The 17,958-nt window shown below is 39.6% G+C and carries 17 protein-coding genes; 10 read left to right on the forward strand and 7 right to left on the reverse strand.

What is annotated here, in order from left to right; genetic code table 11:
- Positions 1–83: 83 nt before the first annotated feature.
- Positions 84–563, forward strand: a complete 480-nt coding sequence (locus tag Q5O24_02010) for a flavodoxin (GenBank protein ID WKY48130.1) — start codon at positions 84–86, stop codon at positions 561–563.
- Positions 564–581: 18 nt separating this feature from the next.
- On the opposite strand, the gene Q5O24_02015 is transcribed toward Q5O24_02010, so the two are convergent.
- The 4 genes from Q5O24_02015 to Q5O24_02030 all read right to left on the reverse strand — a co-directional run bounded on the left by Q5O24_02015 (position 582) and on the right by Q5O24_02030 (position 5,824).
- Positions 582–1,571, reverse strand: a complete 990-nt coding sequence (locus Q5O24_02015) for an NAD(P)-dependent oxidoreductase (protein WKY48131.1) — start codon at positions 1,569–1,571, stop codon at positions 582–584.
- 107 nt (positions 1,572–1,678) lie between these two features.
- Complete coding sequence (locus tag Q5O24_02020; protein ID WKY48132.1) at positions 1,679–2,350, reverse strand: TrkA family potassium uptake protein; 672 nt, start codon at positions 2,348–2,350, stop codon at positions 1,679–1,681.
- Between the two features lie 13 nt (positions 2,351–2,363).
- Entirely contained in the window at positions 2,364–3,005 is a 642-nt protein-coding gene (locus Q5O24_02025) for a TrkA family potassium uptake protein (GenBank protein ID WKY48133.1), read from the reverse strand.
- Between the two features lie 2 nt (positions 3,006–3,007).
- Positions 3,008–5,824 carry a cation-transporting P-type ATPase gene (locus tag Q5O24_02030; GenBank protein WKY48134.1) on the reverse strand — a complete coding sequence of 939 codons (2,817 nt, stop codon included), beginning with the start codon at positions 5,822–5,824 and terminating at the stop codon, positions 3,008–3,010.
- A gap of 225 nt (positions 5,825–6,049) precedes the next feature.
- Here Q5O24_02030 and Q5O24_02035 point away from each other — a divergent pair, with 225 nt between their 5' ends.
- Positions 6,050–6,637: a hypothetical protein gene (locus tag Q5O24_02035; GenBank protein ID WKY48135.1), complete on the forward strand. Its 588-nt coding sequence runs from the start codon at positions 6,050–6,052 to the stop codon at positions 6,635–6,637.
- A gap of 39 nt (positions 6,638–6,676) precedes the next feature.
- On the opposite strand, the gene Q5O24_02040 is transcribed toward Q5O24_02035, so the two are convergent.
- Complete coding sequence (locus tag Q5O24_02040; GenBank protein WKY48136.1) at positions 6,677–7,306, reverse strand: DUF2179 domain-containing protein; 630 nt, start codon at positions 7,304–7,306, stop codon at positions 6,677–6,679.
- A gap of 212 nt (positions 7,307–7,518) precedes the next feature.
- Here Q5O24_02040 and Q5O24_02045 point away from each other — a divergent pair, with 212 nt between their 5' ends.
- A complete protein-coding gene (locus Q5O24_02045) occupies positions 7,519–8,253 on the forward strand; it encodes a hypothetical protein (GenBank protein ID WKY48137.1) in 735 nt (244 codons plus the stop codon).
- A gap of 1 nt (position 8,254) precedes the next feature.
- Here Q5O24_02045 and Q5O24_02050 read toward each other — a convergent pair whose 3' ends face one another.
- Positions 8,255–9,376 (reverse strand): GGDEF domain-containing protein, encoded by a 1,122-nt coding sequence (locus Q5O24_02050; protein ID WKY48138.1) that lies wholly within the window; start codon positions 9,374–9,376, stop codon positions 8,255–8,257.
- Positions 9,377–9,589: 213 nt separating this feature from the next.
- On the opposite strand from Q5O24_02050, the gene Q5O24_02055 reads away from it, so the two are divergent.
- Entirely contained in the window at positions 9,590–10,915 is a 1,326-nt protein-coding gene (locus Q5O24_02055; protein WKY48139.1) for an ADP-ribosylglycohydrolase family protein, read from the forward strand.
- Between the two features lie 34 nt (positions 10,916–10,949).
- Here the strand turns inward: Q5O24_02055 and Q5O24_02060 are convergent, their stop codons facing one another.
- Complete coding sequence (locus Q5O24_02060; protein ID WKY48140.1) at positions 10,950–11,609, reverse strand: helix-turn-helix domain-containing protein; 660 nt, start codon at positions 11,607–11,609, stop codon at positions 10,950–10,952.
- A gap of 307 nt (positions 11,610–11,916) precedes the next feature.
- Between Q5O24_02060 and Q5O24_02065 the strand changes: the two genes are divergently transcribed.
- The 6 genes from Q5O24_02065 to Q5O24_02090 all read left to right on the forward strand — a co-directional run bounded on the left by Q5O24_02065 (position 11,917) and on the right by Q5O24_02090 (position 17,907).
- Positions 11,917–12,714 (forward strand): methyltetrahydrofolate cobalamin methyltransferase, encoded by a 798-nt coding sequence (locus tag Q5O24_02065; GenBank protein ID WKY48141.1) that lies wholly within the window; start codon positions 11,917–11,919, stop codon positions 12,712–12,714.
- A gap of 56 nt (positions 12,715–12,770) precedes the next feature.
- On the forward strand, positions 12,771–13,400 hold the full coding sequence (locus Q5O24_02070; GenBank protein ID WKY48142.1) for a corrinoid protein: 630 nt from the start codon (positions 12,771–12,773) through the stop codon (positions 13,398–13,400).
- Positions 13,401–13,494: 94 nt separating this feature from the next.
- Positions 13,495–14,478, forward strand: coding sequence for a uroporphyrinogen decarboxylase family protein (locus Q5O24_02075; protein WKY48143.1), 984 nt, complete (start codon positions 13,495–13,497; stop codon positions 14,476–14,478).
- 244 nt (positions 14,479–14,722) lie between these two features.
- On the forward strand, positions 14,723–15,634 hold the full coding sequence (locus tag Q5O24_02080; protein ID WKY48144.1) for a ketopantoate reductase family protein: 912 nt from the start codon (positions 14,723–14,725) through the stop codon (positions 15,632–15,634).
- Between the two features lie 28 nt (positions 15,635–15,662).
- Entirely contained in the window at positions 15,663–16,331 is a 669-nt protein-coding gene (locus Q5O24_02085; protein ID WKY48145.1) for a Crp/Fnr family transcriptional regulator, read from the forward strand.
- Positions 16,332–16,521: 190 nt separating this feature from the next.
- Positions 16,522–17,907 carry a uroporphyrinogen decarboxylase family protein gene (locus Q5O24_02090; GenBank protein WKY48146.1) on the forward strand — a complete coding sequence of 462 codons (1,386 nt, stop codon included), beginning with the start codon at positions 16,522–16,524 and terminating at the stop codon, positions 17,905–17,907.
- Positions 17,908–17,958 lie beyond the last annotated feature (51 nt).

Genomic DNA, 17,958 nt, shown 5'->3' on the forward strand with positions numbered 1-17,958 from the left:
GGTGATACGATATGTACGAAGAAATGGTCCTGGGAATCTTTATAAGGAGGTTCTGTTTGGATAAAAAATTTAAGGAGTAAGAGATGAAGACGTTAATTGTATATTTTTCACATGAGGGAAATATGGACCTGGTAGCCAGAAATATAGCCGCCAATCAGGCAGCTGAACTTTATCGGTTGATCCCCAGCAAGGAATATCCAACCGGTAAAGTCAGCAAATATGTTTGGGGTGGAAAAAGCGCAACTTTTGCCGAAAAACCAAGGCTGACTAATGAAGCTATTGATTTAAAGCCTTATGAAGTCATTATTATTGGAACTCCGGTATGGGCCAGCACAGTGGCTCCTCCATTAAATACTTTTTTCAGCGATTATCAGTTTAGTGATAAAAAGATTATTCTTTTGGCAACTCATCGGGGCGGGAGTCCTAAAAAGTGTTTGGCCAAAATGGAAGAAAATCTTTCTGATAACGAAATTATAGGCAGTTTTGAGTTTACCGAACCAAAAGATAACCAGGGGCCGCAATTTGATGAGAAAATTCAACAAATCCGCCAGCTGATTCTATAAGAATCAGCTCTTTTTTATTTATAAGCCATTCACGCAGTTGATTGGGTACTCATTATTGGTTACAGCCAAAAAATTTGACCAGACCGTCTGGTGCATTTTTTCAAAGGCTTGAATGGTTGTACCGGCAGTATGGGGAGCAAATATCAGTTTATAGTGACAGGGATCGGGAAGATTTAATAGTGGATTATCCAGGGTAACTGGTTCTGGATAAAGGGTATCCAGTCCGGCACCGGCAATATTCTTGTTTTTCAGTGCCGTAGCCAGATCTTCCTGGACTATCAGCTCGCCCCGGGCGGTATTGATTAATAGGGCAGAGGGCTTCATCAGAGAAAACAGTTCCTGATTCACAATACCAGTAGTCTCTGGGGTTACAGCTAGATGCAGGCTTATTATATCGCAGTTTTTACAGAGATCTTGAAGCGAGAGTGACGCGATGCCAAGTTTTTCTTCCAGCTCTGGTTTTGGTGTCCGGTTAAAATAACTGACTTTACAGCCAAAAGCTTTTAGTCGTTTGGCGGTTTCTATACCGATTGCACCTAAACCAATCAGACCCACATGGGCGCTCGCCAGTTCAGGGATTCCTTCAAGTATAAATGACCCTTTGGCCTGCATCTGTTTACCGTTTCGAACCAAAAAATCGCCTTCAAACAGGCGTCTTTGTAATGCGAGCATTAATAGAATGGTCTGTTCGGCAACCGCTCCGGAATTGGCAGCGGTATTGTTACAGACATAGATGTTTTTTTTGCGGGCTGCTTCCAAATCAATTTTGTTGTAGCCTACCCCTTCAGAGTGGATCAGTTTAAGTTTAGGCATATTTTCTATGAGCTTACTGCTGATTTCTCTAATGGCATCAGCAAAAATAAAATCTGCATCTGCTCCAATTTCTAAAATTTTCTCATCTTTTTCCAGTTCTTCAGCATAGATAAATTCCCAGTCATTCGGGATAATCGAGAGATCAGAAAATTTTTCGATACGTTTTTTTGAGGTAAGGATCAGTACTTTTGTCATCATTGTCCTCCAATAGGTTTTAGGTCATTATACAATGAGAACGGTCTCACACGCAATGAATAAAGTAAATTATCTGAGTATGGAGGTTTCATGGTCGCCTATAAATTTTAGCTTAGAGGTGGACCAAGGAGAGCGGCTAACTGCTTTGAAGCATCGGTACTGACGATGGCGATAACTTCGTCTTTGGCCTGGATAAGGGTATCTCCATGGGGAATCAGGAGTTTGCTATCACGAATGATTGCGGCAAATATACAGTCTGCAGGTAATTGCAGCTCAGTCAAAGAAGTACCGTTAGCAGGAGATTTTGGATGGACTTTCTCCTCAACCAGCGAAAAAGATCCCTGGTGGAGTTTTAATAATGTCATCATGCTGCCCAGTGACATTTCTTCAGCGACTAGGGTGCCAATCAGCTCAGCCTGGTTCAATGCTACATCCACACCCATTTCGGGGGTATAGAGCCAGGCATTTTTGGGGTTTTTAATACGTGCAACAATTCGTGGGACCTGGTATTCCTGACGGGCAATTGAAGCAGCAACCAGATTAACTTCATCTGAACCGGTTACGACAGCTAGCACATCGGCATCAATGATACCGGCAGACTCTAAAATTTCGGGATGAGAGCCACTTCCAAGAATCAGGTTTTGAGTCTGAAAGTCGTTTTTAAGCTGTTCGATCTGTTTTATTCTATTTTCGATCAGCCGGACCTCATGTCCGGCTTCCAGAAGAAGTGATGCCAGATATGATCCCACTTTCCCGCCACCTACGATAATAATTTTCATAGTACACCACCTTTCACAGTCCCAGCAGAGACTCAAGCTTATTGACAGACAGGGATGAGACTACCAGATGCAGGCGGTCCCGGTTTTCAAAAGTCGTATTCAATAGTGGAATAAGTGTCTGATTTCCACGATTGATGGAAATAACTGAGATTTCTCCGGGAATTGACAGATCAGCAACTTTTCGACCAACCAATAGGGTTGGTATTTCAATTTCCAATATATCCACATTGCCGATGCTCATTGAGACATTAAAATGGGAAAAGCTGATTAGATCAGCTACTCGGTTGACTCCCCAGGACATTGGGTCAAAAACCAGTAAGCCCAGGCGATTGTAAATATCTGATTTGCGCGGATCGTGTAAGGCGCATACGACCCGGGGGACGTTGAAAAAAAGACGTGCAATTCTGGCGATTAAGACGTTGGCTTCATCATTAGAAGTTACTGCAGCCAGGGCATCACACTGCTCAATGCCTGCTTTTAACAGGACATCGCGATCAAAACCTACGCCGGTTATTTGAGTACCTTTAAAGTCTTTTTCCAGATGGGAAAAAGTACGGGGGTCCTGATCGATAACAGCAAGTCCCACATCATCTTGTCCTAGCCTTTTGGCCAGTCCAGATCCAATTCGGCCGCAACCTACAATAATTATTCGCATCTTCATGCTCCTTTCTTTTGTTTTTTACTAAGCATTCTTAGGATGGCTTTTCTGATCTCATCCACCAGAATTAAAACCGGAACCCAGATCGTCAGATATAGCCAGTCTATGGGCAGTAGCGGACCGGTGTTGAAAATTCCGTGAAGGAATGGGGTATATGAGAGAATAGAAAACAGGGTCAATTCGCAGGCAATCCCAACTAATATCATCCGGTTGCGAAAAGGGCCAACGTAAAAAATAGAAGCCCGTTCGGTCCGGCAGTTAAATACAATAGCTATTTGTGTAAAAACAATAGCTCCCAGTGTCATGGTAGTGGCAACCCGATATAGTTCACCTGATCCGACCATAGGAATTTGCGGCCAGCCGTACTGCATATATTTAAAGAAAAATGCTGACATGGCAATAGAACCTTCCATGATGCCGTAAAACAGAAAAGCTCGGATTAATAGTGGCCGATGGAGAAGATGTTCTTTTCTGGACCGCGGGGGACGCTCCATGACGCCTTCTTCCGGCAATTCAACCCCCAGGGCGATGGCAGGTATCATATCGGTTCCTAAATCAACTGCCAGAATCTGCATTATTGTCAGGGGGAGGGGGATAGTGCCTTGAGAAAAGAGAAAGAAAATAAAGGGCACTGCTTCCGGGACGTTGCTGTTTAAAATATAGGTGGCAAATTTTCTGATATTACTGTATACCCCCCGGCCTTCTTCCACGGCATTGACAATCGAGGCGAAATTATCATCAGTAAGAATCATATCAGCGGCTTCCTTGGCCACATCAGTTCCGCTGATTCCCATTGCTATACCGATATCAGCTTTTTTAAGGGCTGGAGAGTCATTAACACCGTCCCCGGTTACAGCAACAACATTTTCCATTTCCTGAAGGGCTGTTACAACCCGAAGTTTTTGTTCCGGTGCAACTCGGGCAAAGATGATATCATTGCCAAGAACATTTTTTAAAGCGTCGTCATCCATAGCATCGAGCTCTACACCAGTTACAATTATGGGATGGTCGCTTTCTACTATTCCGATGCGACGGGCAATGCTTTCAGCTGTCAGGCCGTAATCACCGGTAATCATGATGATCTTAATTCCTGCCTGGTGACATTTTTTAACCGCTTCACTGACTTCCGGTCGTGGTGGATCAGCCATTGCTATCAGGCCAAGAAAAGTAAGTTCTCGCTCAATCGTTTCGGGTGTATAGGCACTTAAGCGCTCAGGCAGCTGCATATCTTTAGTCAGTGGTCTCATTGCGATAGATAACACTCTAAGTCCTTTGCGGGCATAAGCATCGTTCTGGTTCATAATGCTGTTACGGATTGATTCTTTAAGGGGCAGAATATTCCCGTCCTGCTGATAAAAGCTGCACAAATCCAAAACTTCTTTGGGAGCCCCTTTTACACAGGCAAGCTGTTTCAAATCCGACTCTTCTTCAGAAACCTGATGGACGGTAGACATTCGTTTGCGATAAGATTCAAAAGGCAATTCACGAATCCGGGGCTGTTTTTTAAGCTCGGCTTCCAGATCAAGACCAGCCTTTTGAGCAGCAACAATAAGTGCTGCTTCAGTCGGATCACCTAGGATCGAATAGTGCTTTTTCTCCTGGTCGGGAGCCAGCAGGCGGGCATTATTGCAAAAACTGGCGCATCTAAGAAGGCTTTTTAGATCCGGTATATCTGCCAGACTGATACTTTCTTCATTGATTAGAAGCTGGCCTGCAGGGTCGTAACCAACCCCTGATAAATGAACCTGATTGCCAATTAAAAAAACATCACTGACGGTCATTTCATTTTGCGTAAGCGTTCCAGTTTTATCGGTACAGATAACAGTTGTACAACCCAAGGTTTCCACGGCTGAAAGTCTTTTAATCAGGGCATTTCTTTTAGCCATTCGCTTGACACCCATAGCCAGTGAAAGGGTGACTGTAGGCAAAAGGCCTTCGGGAATAAAGGCGACGATCATCCCCATGGCAAAGATAAAGCTTTCGGTGATGTTAACCTGAGCCAAAAGGATGGCCAGAATAAAAAAGAGAATCCCCATACTGATAGCCATTGTGGATACCAGACGGGTAATACGTCCCATTTCTATCTGCAGGGGACTGGGGGACTCAACCAGGTTTTGGGTGAGATCAGCAATTTTCCCGAATTCAGTATTCATTCCTGTGGCAAAAACGACCGCTTTACATGAGCCAGAAGCAGCACTGGTACCGGCAAAAATCAGATTGGGCTGTTCGGAACGACCGAGATCGCTGCGAAGACTGGAATCTTTTGTTTTGTGAACGGGATGAGACTCGCCGGTCAGCACGGACTGATCGGCCTTGAAATCGTTGGAATCCACTAGCCGGGCGTCGGCAGATATACGATCGCCTTCGGAAAGAATCATCAGGTCTCCAGGTACCAGTTCATCGGCTGAGACCTTCGTTTCCTGACCATCACGAATTACTCGAGCATAGGTAGGGAGTAGCTTATTAAGGGCTTCTACGGCTTTTTCAGCCTGAAATTCCTGCCAGAAGCTGAACAGGCCGTTGATGATATTTACCAGCCAAATAGCGATGGCCAGTTGGGGAAGACCTGCAATCAGAGCCACCACTCCGCCAATCCATAAAAGGATAGCCATGAGGTGAGTAAAATTGGCAAAAAGTTTTAAGAACAGCGGCTTTCCTTTTTTTTCCTGGAGGGTGTTGGGGCCCGAGGTTTTGAGTCGATCTGTAGCTTCCTGGGTGCTTAAACCAGAAATAGAGGTTTTAAGAAAGGGATAAACATCGTTTGCAGAAATATTTTCTACAGTCGATTCTAAGTCGGGTATTGTTTGTGACTGCATTGCGATCACCTCTTTTGGCAGCCAAAATAGGGAGAGATTTGTTCAATCTGAATATACCCTATTTATGGGTCCGCGAACATGAATTCAAAGATGTGAAGATAAAATATTCATCGAAACAGATAAAATACAGTTAAAAATATTAGATTAATTTAATTTTTGTGATATAATGTAGTAAACGTTTTACAATAGGGTGTTTACCTGCGAGTATAAAAAAGGAGTGGTACGATGAGCTATCGGATATTTGAAGAATTTCCTTTTTCCTATGATATGGAAACGCTGGATAAAGAATTACATTTACGTGGAAATGAAGCGATGCTTGACATTCTGGAAGAGCTTTATGAAACGGTTAAAAGGATTACCAGACCCAAAGCGATATACTTTGAGGCCAAGATTACTGAAAAAACTGAAGACTACGTAAAAATTGATGACGTAAAGTTTGAGAGTCAGCTGCTGCACGGCTATGTGGAGGAAGGCGATACTGTTTTTCCTTATATTGTTACAGCCGGTACTGAGATTGATGAATTCTATCAGGGATTAAAGGATTCTATGGAGCTTTTCCTGATTGATGAAGTCATGAACCTTTTAGTGAATACCGGAAAAGTATTTGTTTTTAAACAAGTGCAAGCAGAAACAGCTTGGCCAAGAATTCAGGATTATGTGCCGGGAAACGGCGAGGAATGGTCAACTGAGGAACAGAGCAGATTATTTGAAATGTTTGAAGGCCAAACGAAAAAAATTGGCGTAAGTCTCGGTGAAAATTTCTTTGTACTGCCGGGACGATCGACCATCGGGGTTGTATCATTAAAAAAATAAAGTTAACGCCATAAGACAAAATGTCTTATGGCGTTATTTTTATTCTTCATCCCAGTCTTCAGTCAAAGTGCTGGCTTCATTTTTTATCTCATCTACAGTTTTTGCAAAAATATTTTTACTGTCATTTTTTGAAGAATGTCGCTTAAGCAGCTTTGAACGGCGATTCATTATTTCAGCCAGATAACCACCTTGAAACATTTTTGGTTCAAAAGACATGATAAAGGCCTTGGGTTCATATTCACTGATAATTTCAAATAAACGCTTTTCATGTTTTCGGCGAGTTAGAATATCAAGGTTTGTCCTTTTTCCGGCCTTTCCCTGACCAGAATAAACAGTAACTCCAAAACCTTCATGTCGGAGTTTTTCAACGAGTTCATCGTTATTATGCTCAATATTAACGGATAGACTGGAAAATCCAATTGCCATTTTTTGTTCGACATAAATCCCCAGGATCAGACCGAGAGCAAAACCGACAGCATAGACGATCATTTCAATAATACTCTGTTCTCCAGATAAGACAATAGCCAAGCCAAAGATATAGATCAAAGCTTCCATAAAACCAAAAAAACCGGTAAGGACCTTCAGATTTTTGACCATTGAGATGGTTCTGAGTGTAAGCATGGGAACATATAGCAGCTGAACAAAAAGAATTAGAAAAAGTTTGGTCATGGAAAACCTCCTCGAATTGAATTACATTTATATGGTAACATAAAAACGCCTAAAGTTCGAATGGCCTTTTGTTCTGATTACCAGGCTGGCAAAAAAACATTATTAAAGCACATTAGAATATTGATAAGAAATTAGAAAATGTGAAAAAATTAATCTTTAATTAGCATCGGTATTCAGTTATAATGAAACGATATTAGTTAAAGGAGTCAAACATGAAGAAACATTTAAATGGCATTCTGATAGGGGTAAGTTTCGTTCTTTTATCGACACTCTTATACAGTCTGCATTATCTTTTATTTCACGATGCCCATCATATTTTCATTTATTTACTTGGTGATATTGCATTTTTACCCGTAGACGTATTGCTGGTCTCAATAATTTTTCATAAGATAATTGAGGATCGGGACAAGGAAGAGCGGCTAAAAAAAATTAATATGGTTGTAGGTGTGTTCTTTTCAGAAGTGGGAGTAGAGCTGATTCGCTTATTTAGGGAGACGGCAGTTTTTGATGAGAAGGAAGCAGTGGTTATTGAATCGAACTGGGAAGAAAAAGACTATAAAAATGCGCTGAAGATATTAAAAAATAGTCGTATTAAGCTGGCACTGAAAGGCGATGATCTGGTCCAACTTGAAAAACTGTTGACTGCAAATGAAAGACTGTTTGTAGAAATGCTGCAAAATCCCATTATGAGTGAGCATGATACCTTTTCAGATCTGGTATTGTCGATTTCGCATGCTCAACAGGAGCTGAGTCATCGAAATGATCTTAGGCAGCTCGGAAAAAATGATGCCGAACACATAATGGTTGATATTGAGCGATTTCTTAAGTTTCTTCTGCTTGAATGGCTGATGTATATGAATCACTTAAAAGATGAATATCCCTATATGTATTCCCTGCTTTTAAGAAAAAATCCGCTAAAACCACTTGGGAGTGTTGAAATTGCCTGATTCAGGCCATTTCAACACGGTTTCGGCCATTTGATTTGGCCAGATAAAGAGCATCATCGGCTCTTTTAAAGCAGGTATCCAGATGGTTTCCAAACTGACTGCTTATTAAGGTAACACCAAAACTTGAGGTAAAACGGATTTGACCCTGTTCAGAAGCAAGGCTGAGGTTTTCGATGTGAATACGGATTGTTTCGGCAATTTCGGTAGCTTCGGTCAGGTTTTCGACGGGACCAGCAATTTGAAATTCCTCACCACCCCAGCGTGATACGATAAATAAGTCAGGAACAGATTCTTTCAAGGTTTTGGCAACTTGAATCAGGACCTGATCACCGGCAAGATGGCCATAAGTATCGTTGACCAGCTTGAAATGATCAATATCAAGAAGAATTAATGCGATTCTTTTATTTGCCTGCATTTGGAGCAGACGATTTTCGAATTCTTTACGGTTTAAAAGCCCTGTAAGTCCGTCATGGGCAGACATATAATTGAGCTTTTCATTGGCTTGGGTTAATTCCAGGTTTTGCAGGGAATTTTCAAAATAATAGCGGTAAAGATAGGTTGAAATAACAACAACAGCAATAAAGAAAATACTGCCATTAATTAAACTGTTAAAGCGCGAGGCCTCATTGTTCTGAAAAATAAAAAGACCTGCTACAAAAATAACATATGGTGGAAAAAGAACATATAGATTAGTCGGAAAGGCTATCAGTAGTGCTACACACGCCATTAAAAGATTGGTAATGTAGACGTTGATAGAATCGTTGTGCAGCTGATCCAGGCCGTTTATTAGACTCAATAGAACAAGAATGACGGATATCGTCACGGGGATTAGTGCATCCCAGTCGGCACATTTTGCGGACAAAGTTTTTCTGAACAGAATCCAAAAAATTGCAATTAACAAAAGTATAGAGTGAAGACAGAGATAAAAATAATAAAGCCAGCTTTCAAAAGGGCCATTGATTAAACCGCTGATATCATTGAATAAAATCAGTAAAGGTTCAATGAACAGCATAGCGATAAAAAAATAAGTGACGCGATTAAAATTTGTTATATTAGTTTGCTGCCTGATTGATTTTGCAAAGGGGTCAGGTGCGATGTTTTTACTAAAGATATTATTTTTCATAAATTCTGCTTTCAGGAAAAGATTAGAATGTTTCTAAAGCATATTATAACCTATTTTTTATAAAATTCAAATTTGAATATTCCTTAGAAAAAATGAAGAATTATGATGGAAATACAGGCTAATTTATAATGGTGAAGGCAGGCTGAAAGAATTATGAGTAAAGCATAATGATAAAAATTAATTATATTATATGACTAGAAAAAGGAGAAAAAGATGATTGGTGCAATCATTGGGGACGTTGTTGGTTCTCGCTTTGAATTTGATAACTTCAGAAGTAAAGACTTTGAATTGTTTACTAAAGACTGTTTTGTAACTGATGATAGTATTATAACTTTAGCAGTTGCTAAAGCAATAATGGAAGCAGGAAAAGCTGGAGCATTGGGACAGGGAGAAGGTTTTGCTAACCGAGAATACTATCTGCGGCTGGAAAAAGATGTAGTCTATTATATGCAAAAGATCGGACGTAAATATCCAGGTTGCGGATATGGGGGACGTTTTGGGCAGTGGATTTTTAGTATCGACCCCAAACCCTATAACTCATTTGGTAATGGAGCAGCTATGCGGATCAGCCCGGCTGCCTGGGCAGCCGGAAGTGAACAGGAAGCAAGGCTTTTTTCCGAAATTATTACCAGAGTGACCCATAACCATCCGGAAGGACTTAAAGGTGCTGAGGCGGTAGCACTGGCAGTATTTATGGCTAAAAATAATGCATCGAAAGACGAGATACGCGAGCGAATGGATTATTTTTATCAGCTGGATTTTACAATTGATGAAATAAGAGGAAGCTATGCTTTTAATGAAACCTGTCAGGAAACTGTTCCCCAGGCAATTGTTGCATTTCTGGAGTCAGATTCCTTTGAAGATGCCATTCGAACAGCTATCTCTGTAGGAGGGGATTCGGATACTTTAGCTGCAATTACTGGCTCTATTGCAGAAGCTTATTATGGGGTTCCTGAAGAGATAAGTCGCCAGGCACTTTCTTATCTGGATGAAGAAATGCTTTTAATCTATCAGGAATTTTTGAAGTTTATGAAAGAAGGACCTGAGCGGCTTGTGGTTAGAGAAGCCTATCAGGATGAAATAAATAAGATTATCAAAGAAGGGTATAAACATTTTCCTAAAGATCGCAGTCTTGAAGAATACATGAGTGATAATTCTCAGGAAGATGCATATGGAAACCGTTATGTACTGGAAAATAAGGGGGAAATTCTTTGTTCCCTTATTATTTTAAGACTTAAATCAATAGCAGGACTTCCAGTTTTTGGGATTGGTTCGTTGATAACCCATGATAATCTGACAGGAAAAGGTTATGCGACTACATTATTAAAAACTTGCATTAGTCAGATTGAAATAAAATCGGACGGATATATTTTTTTATATTCAGACATCAGACCAGAATTTTATCAAAAATTATTCTTTAAAATTCTACCTCAAACACTTCAGAAAATAGAAAAAAGCACCTGTATGGTCAGGTGCGGGGAAGCTAACTGGGAAAAACTTCTTTCAGTTTCCTGTGAAAGTATACCAGAATACTTTTAGTATTCAGACACCTCTATAATTTTAGAGGTTTTTTTTATTCAACTTTAAAATAGGGTTTGATTTCAAAGGGGATCAGTTTATGGATTCGCTTGCTTTCAGAGATGATTTCGTCAATTCGACTTTCATCGATATGCATCATGGTAAAGTGCAGACTGGTTAGATAGTCAAGACACTCGTCAGCCGTGCAGTCAAATTCACCACTGTCGTAGGCTAGTTTGACAGCCAATGAAGATGACATGGCAGCATGGGCGATCATGGATATTTCATCTGGACACCGTTTAAGATTGAGACCGTAATGACGGTCATGAATTTTGTACAGATAGACATTAGCTTTGGTAAAATTATCGGCAAACCGATCATCTGCCCGTTCTCTGGCAAAACGCATAACTTTTTCATCGTAGAGATGCATCATATCGAAGAGCCTGATTTCAACAGCGGTACTGACTTGTAAATCGGTAGGATTATCCTTGAAGTATTCGACATAAAGTTTTAAAGCTACCCGATTTTTAAGGTCGATTACCATTTTATCGCCGACTTCTCCAGCCAGTTGAGATTTGGACTTAAAATAATAAGTGATTAAGGGTTTGGTAATTTCACATCTTTCGGCAATTTCACCCAGATAGGTCGCCTTATAGCCTTTCTCGTAAAATAACTCAGTGGCAACCTGTAGGATGTTTTCTTTTTGATTTTTCATTATAGTCTCACTTTATTTTGATACTTTCATTGTATACTGTAACATAGTTAAGATCAAGAAATGTTTTAATTTCAGTCAAAAAACTTTACCGGTAAAATTTTACTATTGACAATTCGTAAATTCAGCGTTATACTGCAGTTACTTTACCGGTAAAATATTTGTAAATCGATTATGAACTACAAATGCTTGATTGAACGCAGCATTTTAAGTTAAACGAAAAGTAAGTTATAACAGGATTGTAAACGATGGCCCATCATTTAATCTGATTGTTCAGAATCAGTAAATGCGGCAAAAAAGGAGAAAAAAGTTGATTATTATTGGAGAAAAAATTAACGGAGCGATTCCGTCAACCGCCAAAGCGATTGCGGCTAAGGATGCTGAATTCATTAAGAATCTGGCCATTAAACAGGCAGAAGCAGGCGCAGATTATATTGATGTCTGTGCATCAGTGGATGATGACATTGAAATGGAAACCATGAAATGGTTAATTGATATCGTACAGGAAGCGGTAGATACCCCTATTGCTGTAGACAGTCCTAATGTTTTCACTTGTATTGAATCCATGAAACTTTGCAAAAAACCGGGATTATTCAATTCAGTTTCCATGGAAGGGGACAAAATTGACGCGGCTTTTAAAGCGCTGGCTGATACCGAATGGGAATGTGTTGCTCTGTTAAACAGTGACAAAGGGATTCCTAAAACAGCCAAAGACCGTCTGGATGTATTCCACGACATTATGGCTAAATGTAAAGAATACGGCATTGATCCTTCCCGTATGCACATCGATCCATTGATTGAAATGCTTTGTACATCAGAAGATGGTATCAATATGGTTACTGAAGTTATCCGTGAAATTAAAAAAGCCTACCCGACTATTCATGTCACCGGTGCGGTTTCAAATATTTCCTTCAACCTGCCAGCTCGTCGAATTGCCAACCAGGCTTTTGCAGTGCTTGCTATGAATGCCGGCATGGACTCCTTCATCCTGGATCCACTAAACAAGGACATGATGGGAATGCTTTTTGCCACTGAAGCCATGATGGGTGAAGATGAGTACTGTATGGAATATATCGGCGCTTTCCGCGAAGGTATTTTTGTAAAATAAATAATTTTTGCACACACAAAGATAAAAAATAAAATTAAATTCTAAGGAGAAAGAATATGTCAACAATTGCAGAAGTAAAAACACTGGTAGAAACTGGAAAATCTAAAAAAGTAGGAGCTGCTGTACAGGCTGCTTTGGATGCAGGCGTAGTTGCTCAGGAAATCCTGGATGGCATGATCGAATCCATGGGCGTTGTCGGAGAAAAATTCTCAGCTGGTGAAATTTTTGTTCCAGAAATGCTGATTGCTGCCAAAGCAATGTCAAAAGGCGTAGATATTTTAAAACCGGTTATGGCTGGTGAAAATTCTACTTCTTTAGGAACCTGTATTATGGGAACTGTTGCCGGAGACCTGCATGATATCGGTAAAAACCTGGTTGTTATGATGCTTGAAAGCTCAGGATTTGACATGGTCGACCTGGGTGTGGATGTACCAGCAGACAAATTCGTTGAAGCGGTTAAAGAAAACGATAATGTAGTTTTAGTTGCCTGCTCTGGTCTGTTAACTACTACAATGCCAGCTTTAAAAGAAGCAGTTCAGACTGTAAAAGCTGCTTATCCTGAACTTCCAGTTATCGTTGGTGGAGCTCCTGTAACACCTGAGTACGCTGCAGAAATCGGTGCCGACGGATACGCACCAGATGCTGGTAGCTCTGCTTCTAAAGCTAAAGAACTGATTGGCGCATAAGTTCATTTTGGGACTGTTTAGTTTGAGCAAGAAACTAGATAGATTAGGGTTTTTAGATAAGTAAAATCATAATATACAGAAATTGAGGGAAAAAATGTTAACGATAAAAGAAAATCTTAAAGAAGTTATGAAGGGTTCTGCCGGAAAACCCGACAGATTTGTTAAACAGTATGAACCATTTGAAGTAATTATGGAAGTGCCTTTGGGAGTAGAATTTAGATACGGTGAAACATGGAAAGATCATTGGGGTATCACATGGCAGTGGCCAGAAGGACAACTTGGTATGTTCCCAGTACATTCTGATGGATTAGCAGTTATTAAAGATATTACTGAGTGGAAATCAGTCCTTAAAAAACCTGAAATCCCGACTTCTGATGAAGCTTGGGCAGCAGCCGTTGAGCATGTGAGCAAAGTTGACCGAAATGAAAAATATGCGACTGCTTTCTTTGCACCAGGAATTTTTGAAATGACCCATCATTTAATGGGAATCGAAAATGCACTGATGGCTCTTTACGAAGAACCTGAAGCGATGGAAGAACTGATTGAGTTCTTGGCAGAATATGAACTTGCATTTGCCAAAGTAATGATGGAAAAACTCGATATTGATGCCATTCTTCACCATGATGACTGGGGTAGCCAGATTTCGACATTTGTTTCTCCAGCAATGTTCGAAGAGTTCTTCTTACCAGCTTACAAAAAAATCTATGGCTTCTATAAAGAAAACGGAATTGAAGTGATTGTACATCATAGTGACTCTTATGCAGCAACACTTGTACCATACATGATCGAAATGGGAATTGATGTATGGCAGGGAGTTATGAACACTAATAACATTTCAGAACTGGTTGAAAAATATGATGGTCAAATTACATTCATGGGCGGTCTTCATAGTGGAACCGTCGATTACCCAGATTGGGAAAAAGATGTTGTTAAAAAGCAGGTTGAAGAAACTTGTCGTGCAAATGGAAAGACTTCGTTTATTCCTTGCCAGACATCGGGTCTGCCAATTGAGAACTTCGAAGGCGTTATTGCTTATATTGATGAGTGTCTCGATGAAATGAGCAAAGAACTGTTCTAAATCAATTTCACAACTTATAATCCCCTTCAACAAGTCAGTTCAAAAGAACTGGCTTGTTGTTTTATATGGATAAATTGTTAACTGATTTTATATAATACCAGGTTAGCGACAGCCCAGGTTAGGATTATTTTATTTCAATATCAGAGGCCAAGCCTTTGTTAAAATTGACTGATTCGAAATGCAGTGATACACTTAAGAACATATATTAAGGTCAAAAGCTAAGTACTTTATCGGTGAGGGAAAAATGGAGATACAAAAGGTTTCTATTATTGGTCTGGGTGCATTGGGGATTCTGTTTGGTCATCAGATTGCAAAAAATATTGGTTCGGATTTTTCCGTGATTGCCGATCAGCAGCGAATCGAAAAATACAAAAGCCAGGGTGTTTTTTGTAACAGTCAAGTTTGTGAATTTTCCTATCAATTGCCTGAAGAAGAACAAGTTGCTGATTTGATTATCTTCAGTGTTAAATATGATGGTCTGGAAGATGCAATTCAAGCAGCTCAAAACCACGTGGATGAAAAGACTATCTTTATTTCTCTGCTTAATGGCATCATCAGTGAGAATGTGATTGCTGAAACGTTTGGTGATAAAAATCTGATCTGGTCTGTGGCCCTGGGGATGGACACTATTAAAGAAGGAAATCGTCTGACTTATACGAATCCTGGAATGATCTGCTTTGGGGAACAAAATGGTAATGACTACTCTCCCAAAGTAAAAGCGGTAAAAGACTTTTTTAATCGAGTTGGCATTGTCAGCGAAATTAATGATAACATGGAAGAAAAAATCTGGTCAAAATTTATGCTGAATGTCGGTATAAATCAAGTGGTAGCAGTTTATGGACAAGATTTTGGAAGTGTTCAAAAACCTGGTGAGCTGCGAGATATGATGATTGCCGCCATGCGAGAAGTAATACCTGTTGCTGAGTGTGAAGGTGTGAAATTATCGGAAGAAGATATTTTTTATTGGCTTGATCTTATTGACTCATTGGACTGCAGCGGAAAACCTTCAATGCGCCAGGATGTGGAAGCAAAACGAAAAAGTGAAGTTGATCTGTTTTCAGGTACAGTTTTAAAGCTTTCGCGAAAACATGGAATTGCTTCCCCGGTAAATAAAGATTTATTTGAAAAAATAAAAGCACTGGAATCCGATTATTGATAAAAATCAAAAATTTACAGGCAGGTTAATGATGTTACTTCAATATTATTTTAGAGATGATTTTTCAGAATTTGAGGATTACTTTGGTTCGATTAAAAAGACAACCCGAACCTACAGGAAAAATGAGGCAGTAAACGGTTTCGGAGAAATGATGGATGAGATGTACTACATTATCTCAGGTACCATGTCAGGCGCTTTTCTTCATGAATCCGGTAATGTTAAGACTTCGGCCTTTTATGGAAAGGGTTATTTAGCACCACTTTATTTTCCGGGAGAAAATAGAATTCTATTGTCATTTTCATTTACGGCAGTAACGGATCTTACAGTATATGTTTTGGAACGTAAGACTTTTGCCAAATATATTAATGAGAACAGTGAATTAAACATTGCAATGTATGAGGCATATATTAAACTGGTTACGCTACAAAGTCTGGAACTTTCCATCCAGCTTTTTTCATCAGGACAGGAAAAGATTTGTAATTTTATCTACATTTATTTAAAAAATACAGAAGATCACGAAAATCGACTGCCTTTCAATCAGTATGAGATTGGCGATTTTGTTGGTTTAAATCGGGCTAATGTTGCTAAGTATCTTAAAATTCTCAGAGAAAAAGATATTATTGAAACCCATCGAAACTATATTATTGTCAAAAATATAGAAAAATTAAAAGAATTATGCACTAAAAGCGTTCTATAAATCATAAAAATACAAAATTTACAAATAAAATCCGATTATGTCTTTTTAAAGACAGAGTCGGATTTCGTAATTTGCTATTATTTTATTAAACAGCATTTAATTTTTGGAGATTCGCCAGTATATTCAATGTGGCTGATGATTTTATAAAAAATGCTGTGTTTTGAAAATACGATTTAAGATGGAGGATAGAATGAGTGATGTGTTAGCTTTGCAGCAAGAACGCGGTCAATTGTACAGTGATTTTTATTCAAACATTATTCCCCAAAGAATGCCTGTTGGAATCAGTTTTGGACAGCATATTGTAGCTGAGTACGGTGAACAAAATTTGTTTGATTTTCAGTTTGATTATTCACTGATGGCTGATCCGGCCAGAAAATTGTGTGAAAAAGTCTATTCTGATAGCTGTCCAATTGCGCCAGCCAACTTTTTATTATCCCGCACCCCCTCAATGTATCAATTATTTGGGTCGCAGTCGTTCGTGATGGGTAACGGCGGTTTTGTTCAGCATCCGGAAGTCGTAGGGATGCAGGACAATGAGTATGATTTGCTGATTGAAAAGGGTTTTGATTTTCTGGTAGAAACCGTTATCCCCCGCCAGCATAAAAATTTAGATCCTGCCAATCCAATTCTGATGGCAACTTCGATTCAGATGGGAAAAATGGCAATGCAAAACGATGAAGCAGCTTTTTTACCAACATTTTTCGAACTGATTCAGACCCATGGTTATTACATGGGAAGTCCTTTAGGATCCTTTAATTTTACAGAAGCGCCAATGGATTTCATAGCTGATCAGCTTAGAAGTTTTTCTGGCATCAGCATGGATGTTCGGCGGCATCGAACACAACTTAAAGAAGCTGCTGATGTAATGATGCCGCTTTTATTCCACTGGGGTATGCCAGCTAATGTTCATCCTGAGGGTTCAGTATTTATCCCCTTGCATATGCCAACATTTATGCGGGAAAAAGATTTTACTGAAATCTATATGCCATCCTATAAAAAAATGCTGCAACAGTTTGCTGCTGCTGGTGCTCGCCCAAATATGTTTTGTGAACATGACTGGAGTCGTTATCTGGATATTCTTTTATCAGAAATACCAGCCGGATCGCAACTTGCTTTTGAATATGGAGATCCTCAAACGATTAAAGATAAATTAGGCAAGAAATTTATCTTGACTGGTTTATTCCCCAGCAGTGCCTTAAAAACTGATACACCGGAGCAGATCGTTGACCGTGCTAAGGCCTTCCTTGATATTATGCTTCCTGGCGGTGGATATATTTTTGGATTTGATAAAAACCCGCTGACTTTAAAAGAAGTAAACATAGAAACCTTGGCAGCCCTTGCCGAAACGATGAGAGACTATGGGACTTTTGAAAATGTAGGCCAAAGCTTTGGGACGACACTCAATTCCGAGGGTTTTAAGCCTGATGAAAATCTGGTGCCCAAACCTAAATCTCAATATCTGTTTGATTGGGCTTCTTTTAAGGCAAAATACCCCTTAACAACGAATTTTGCTAAGGTTAATTTTGAACGATTCAGTAATGAAACCTTTGATTTTTATATGAATTTACTAATTTAAATTAGAATGACTATTTATGCATGAATGAAGTTTCGTTTAAATAGCCAAACT

The sequence above is a fragment of the Eubacteriaceae bacterium ES3 genome, assembly GCA_030586155.1.
In the GTDB taxonomy this organism is placed as follows: domain Bacteria; phylum Bacillota; class Clostridia; order Eubacteriales; family Eubacteriaceae; genus Acetobacterium.

Excerpts from the sequence above, each read along its gene's own strand:
- Q5O24_02010 (WKY48130.1), top strand. The coding sequence starts at position 84 with ATGAAGACGTTAATTGTATATTTTTCACATGAGGGAAATATGGACCTG.
- Q5O24_02015 (WKY48131.1), bottom strand. The coding sequence starts at position 1,571 with ATGACAAAAGTACTGATCCTTACCTCAAAAAAACGTATCGAAAAATTT.
- Q5O24_02020 (WKY48132.1), bottom strand. The coding sequence starts at position 2,350 with ATGAAAATTATTATCGTAGGTGGCGGGAAAGTGGGATCATATCTGGCA.
- Q5O24_02025 (WKY48133.1), bottom strand. The coding sequence starts at position 3,005 with ATGCGAATAATTATTGTAGGTTGCGGCCGAATTGGATCTGGACTGGCC.
- Q5O24_02030 (WKY48134.1), bottom strand. The coding sequence starts at position 5,824 with ATGCAGTCACAAACAATACCCGACTTAGAATCGACTGTAGAAAATATT.
- Q5O24_02035 (WKY48135.1), top strand. The coding sequence starts at position 6,050 with ATGAGCTATCGGATATTTGAAGAATTTCCTTTTTCCTATGATATGGAA.
- Q5O24_02040 (WKY48136.1), bottom strand. The coding sequence starts at position 7,306 with ATGACCAAACTTTTTCTAATTCTTTTTGTTCAGCTGCTATATGTTCCC.
- Q5O24_02045 (WKY48137.1), top strand. The coding sequence starts at position 7,519 with ATGAAGAAACATTTAAATGGCATTCTGATAGGGGTAAGTTTCGTTCTT.
- Q5O24_02050 (WKY48138.1), bottom strand. The coding sequence starts at position 9,376 with ATGAAAAATAATATCTTTAGTAAAAACATCGCACCTGACCCCTTTGCA.
- Q5O24_02055 (WKY48139.1), top strand. The coding sequence starts at position 9,590 with ATGATTGGTGCAATCATTGGGGACGTTGTTGGTTCTCGCTTTGAATTT.
- Q5O24_02060 (WKY48140.1), bottom strand. The coding sequence starts at position 11,609 with ATGAAAAATCAAAAAGAAAACATCCTACAGGTTGCCACTGAGTTATTT.
- Q5O24_02070 (WKY48142.1), top strand. The coding sequence starts at position 12,771 with ATGTCAACAATTGCAGAAGTAAAAACACTGGTAGAAACTGGAAAATCT.
- Q5O24_02075 (WKY48143.1), top strand. The coding sequence starts at position 13,495 with ATGTTAACGATAAAAGAAAATCTTAAAGAAGTTATGAAGGGTTCTGCC.
- Q5O24_02080 (WKY48144.1), top strand. The coding sequence starts at position 14,723 with ATGGAGATACAAAAGGTTTCTATTATTGGTCTGGGTGCATTGGGGATT.
- Q5O24_02085 (WKY48145.1), top strand. The coding sequence starts at position 15,663 with ATGATGTTACTTCAATATTATTTTAGAGATGATTTTTCAGAATTTGAG.
- Q5O24_02090 (WKY48146.1), top strand. The coding sequence starts at position 16,522 with ATGAGTGATGTGTTAGCTTTGCAGCAAGAACGCGGTCAATTGTACAGT.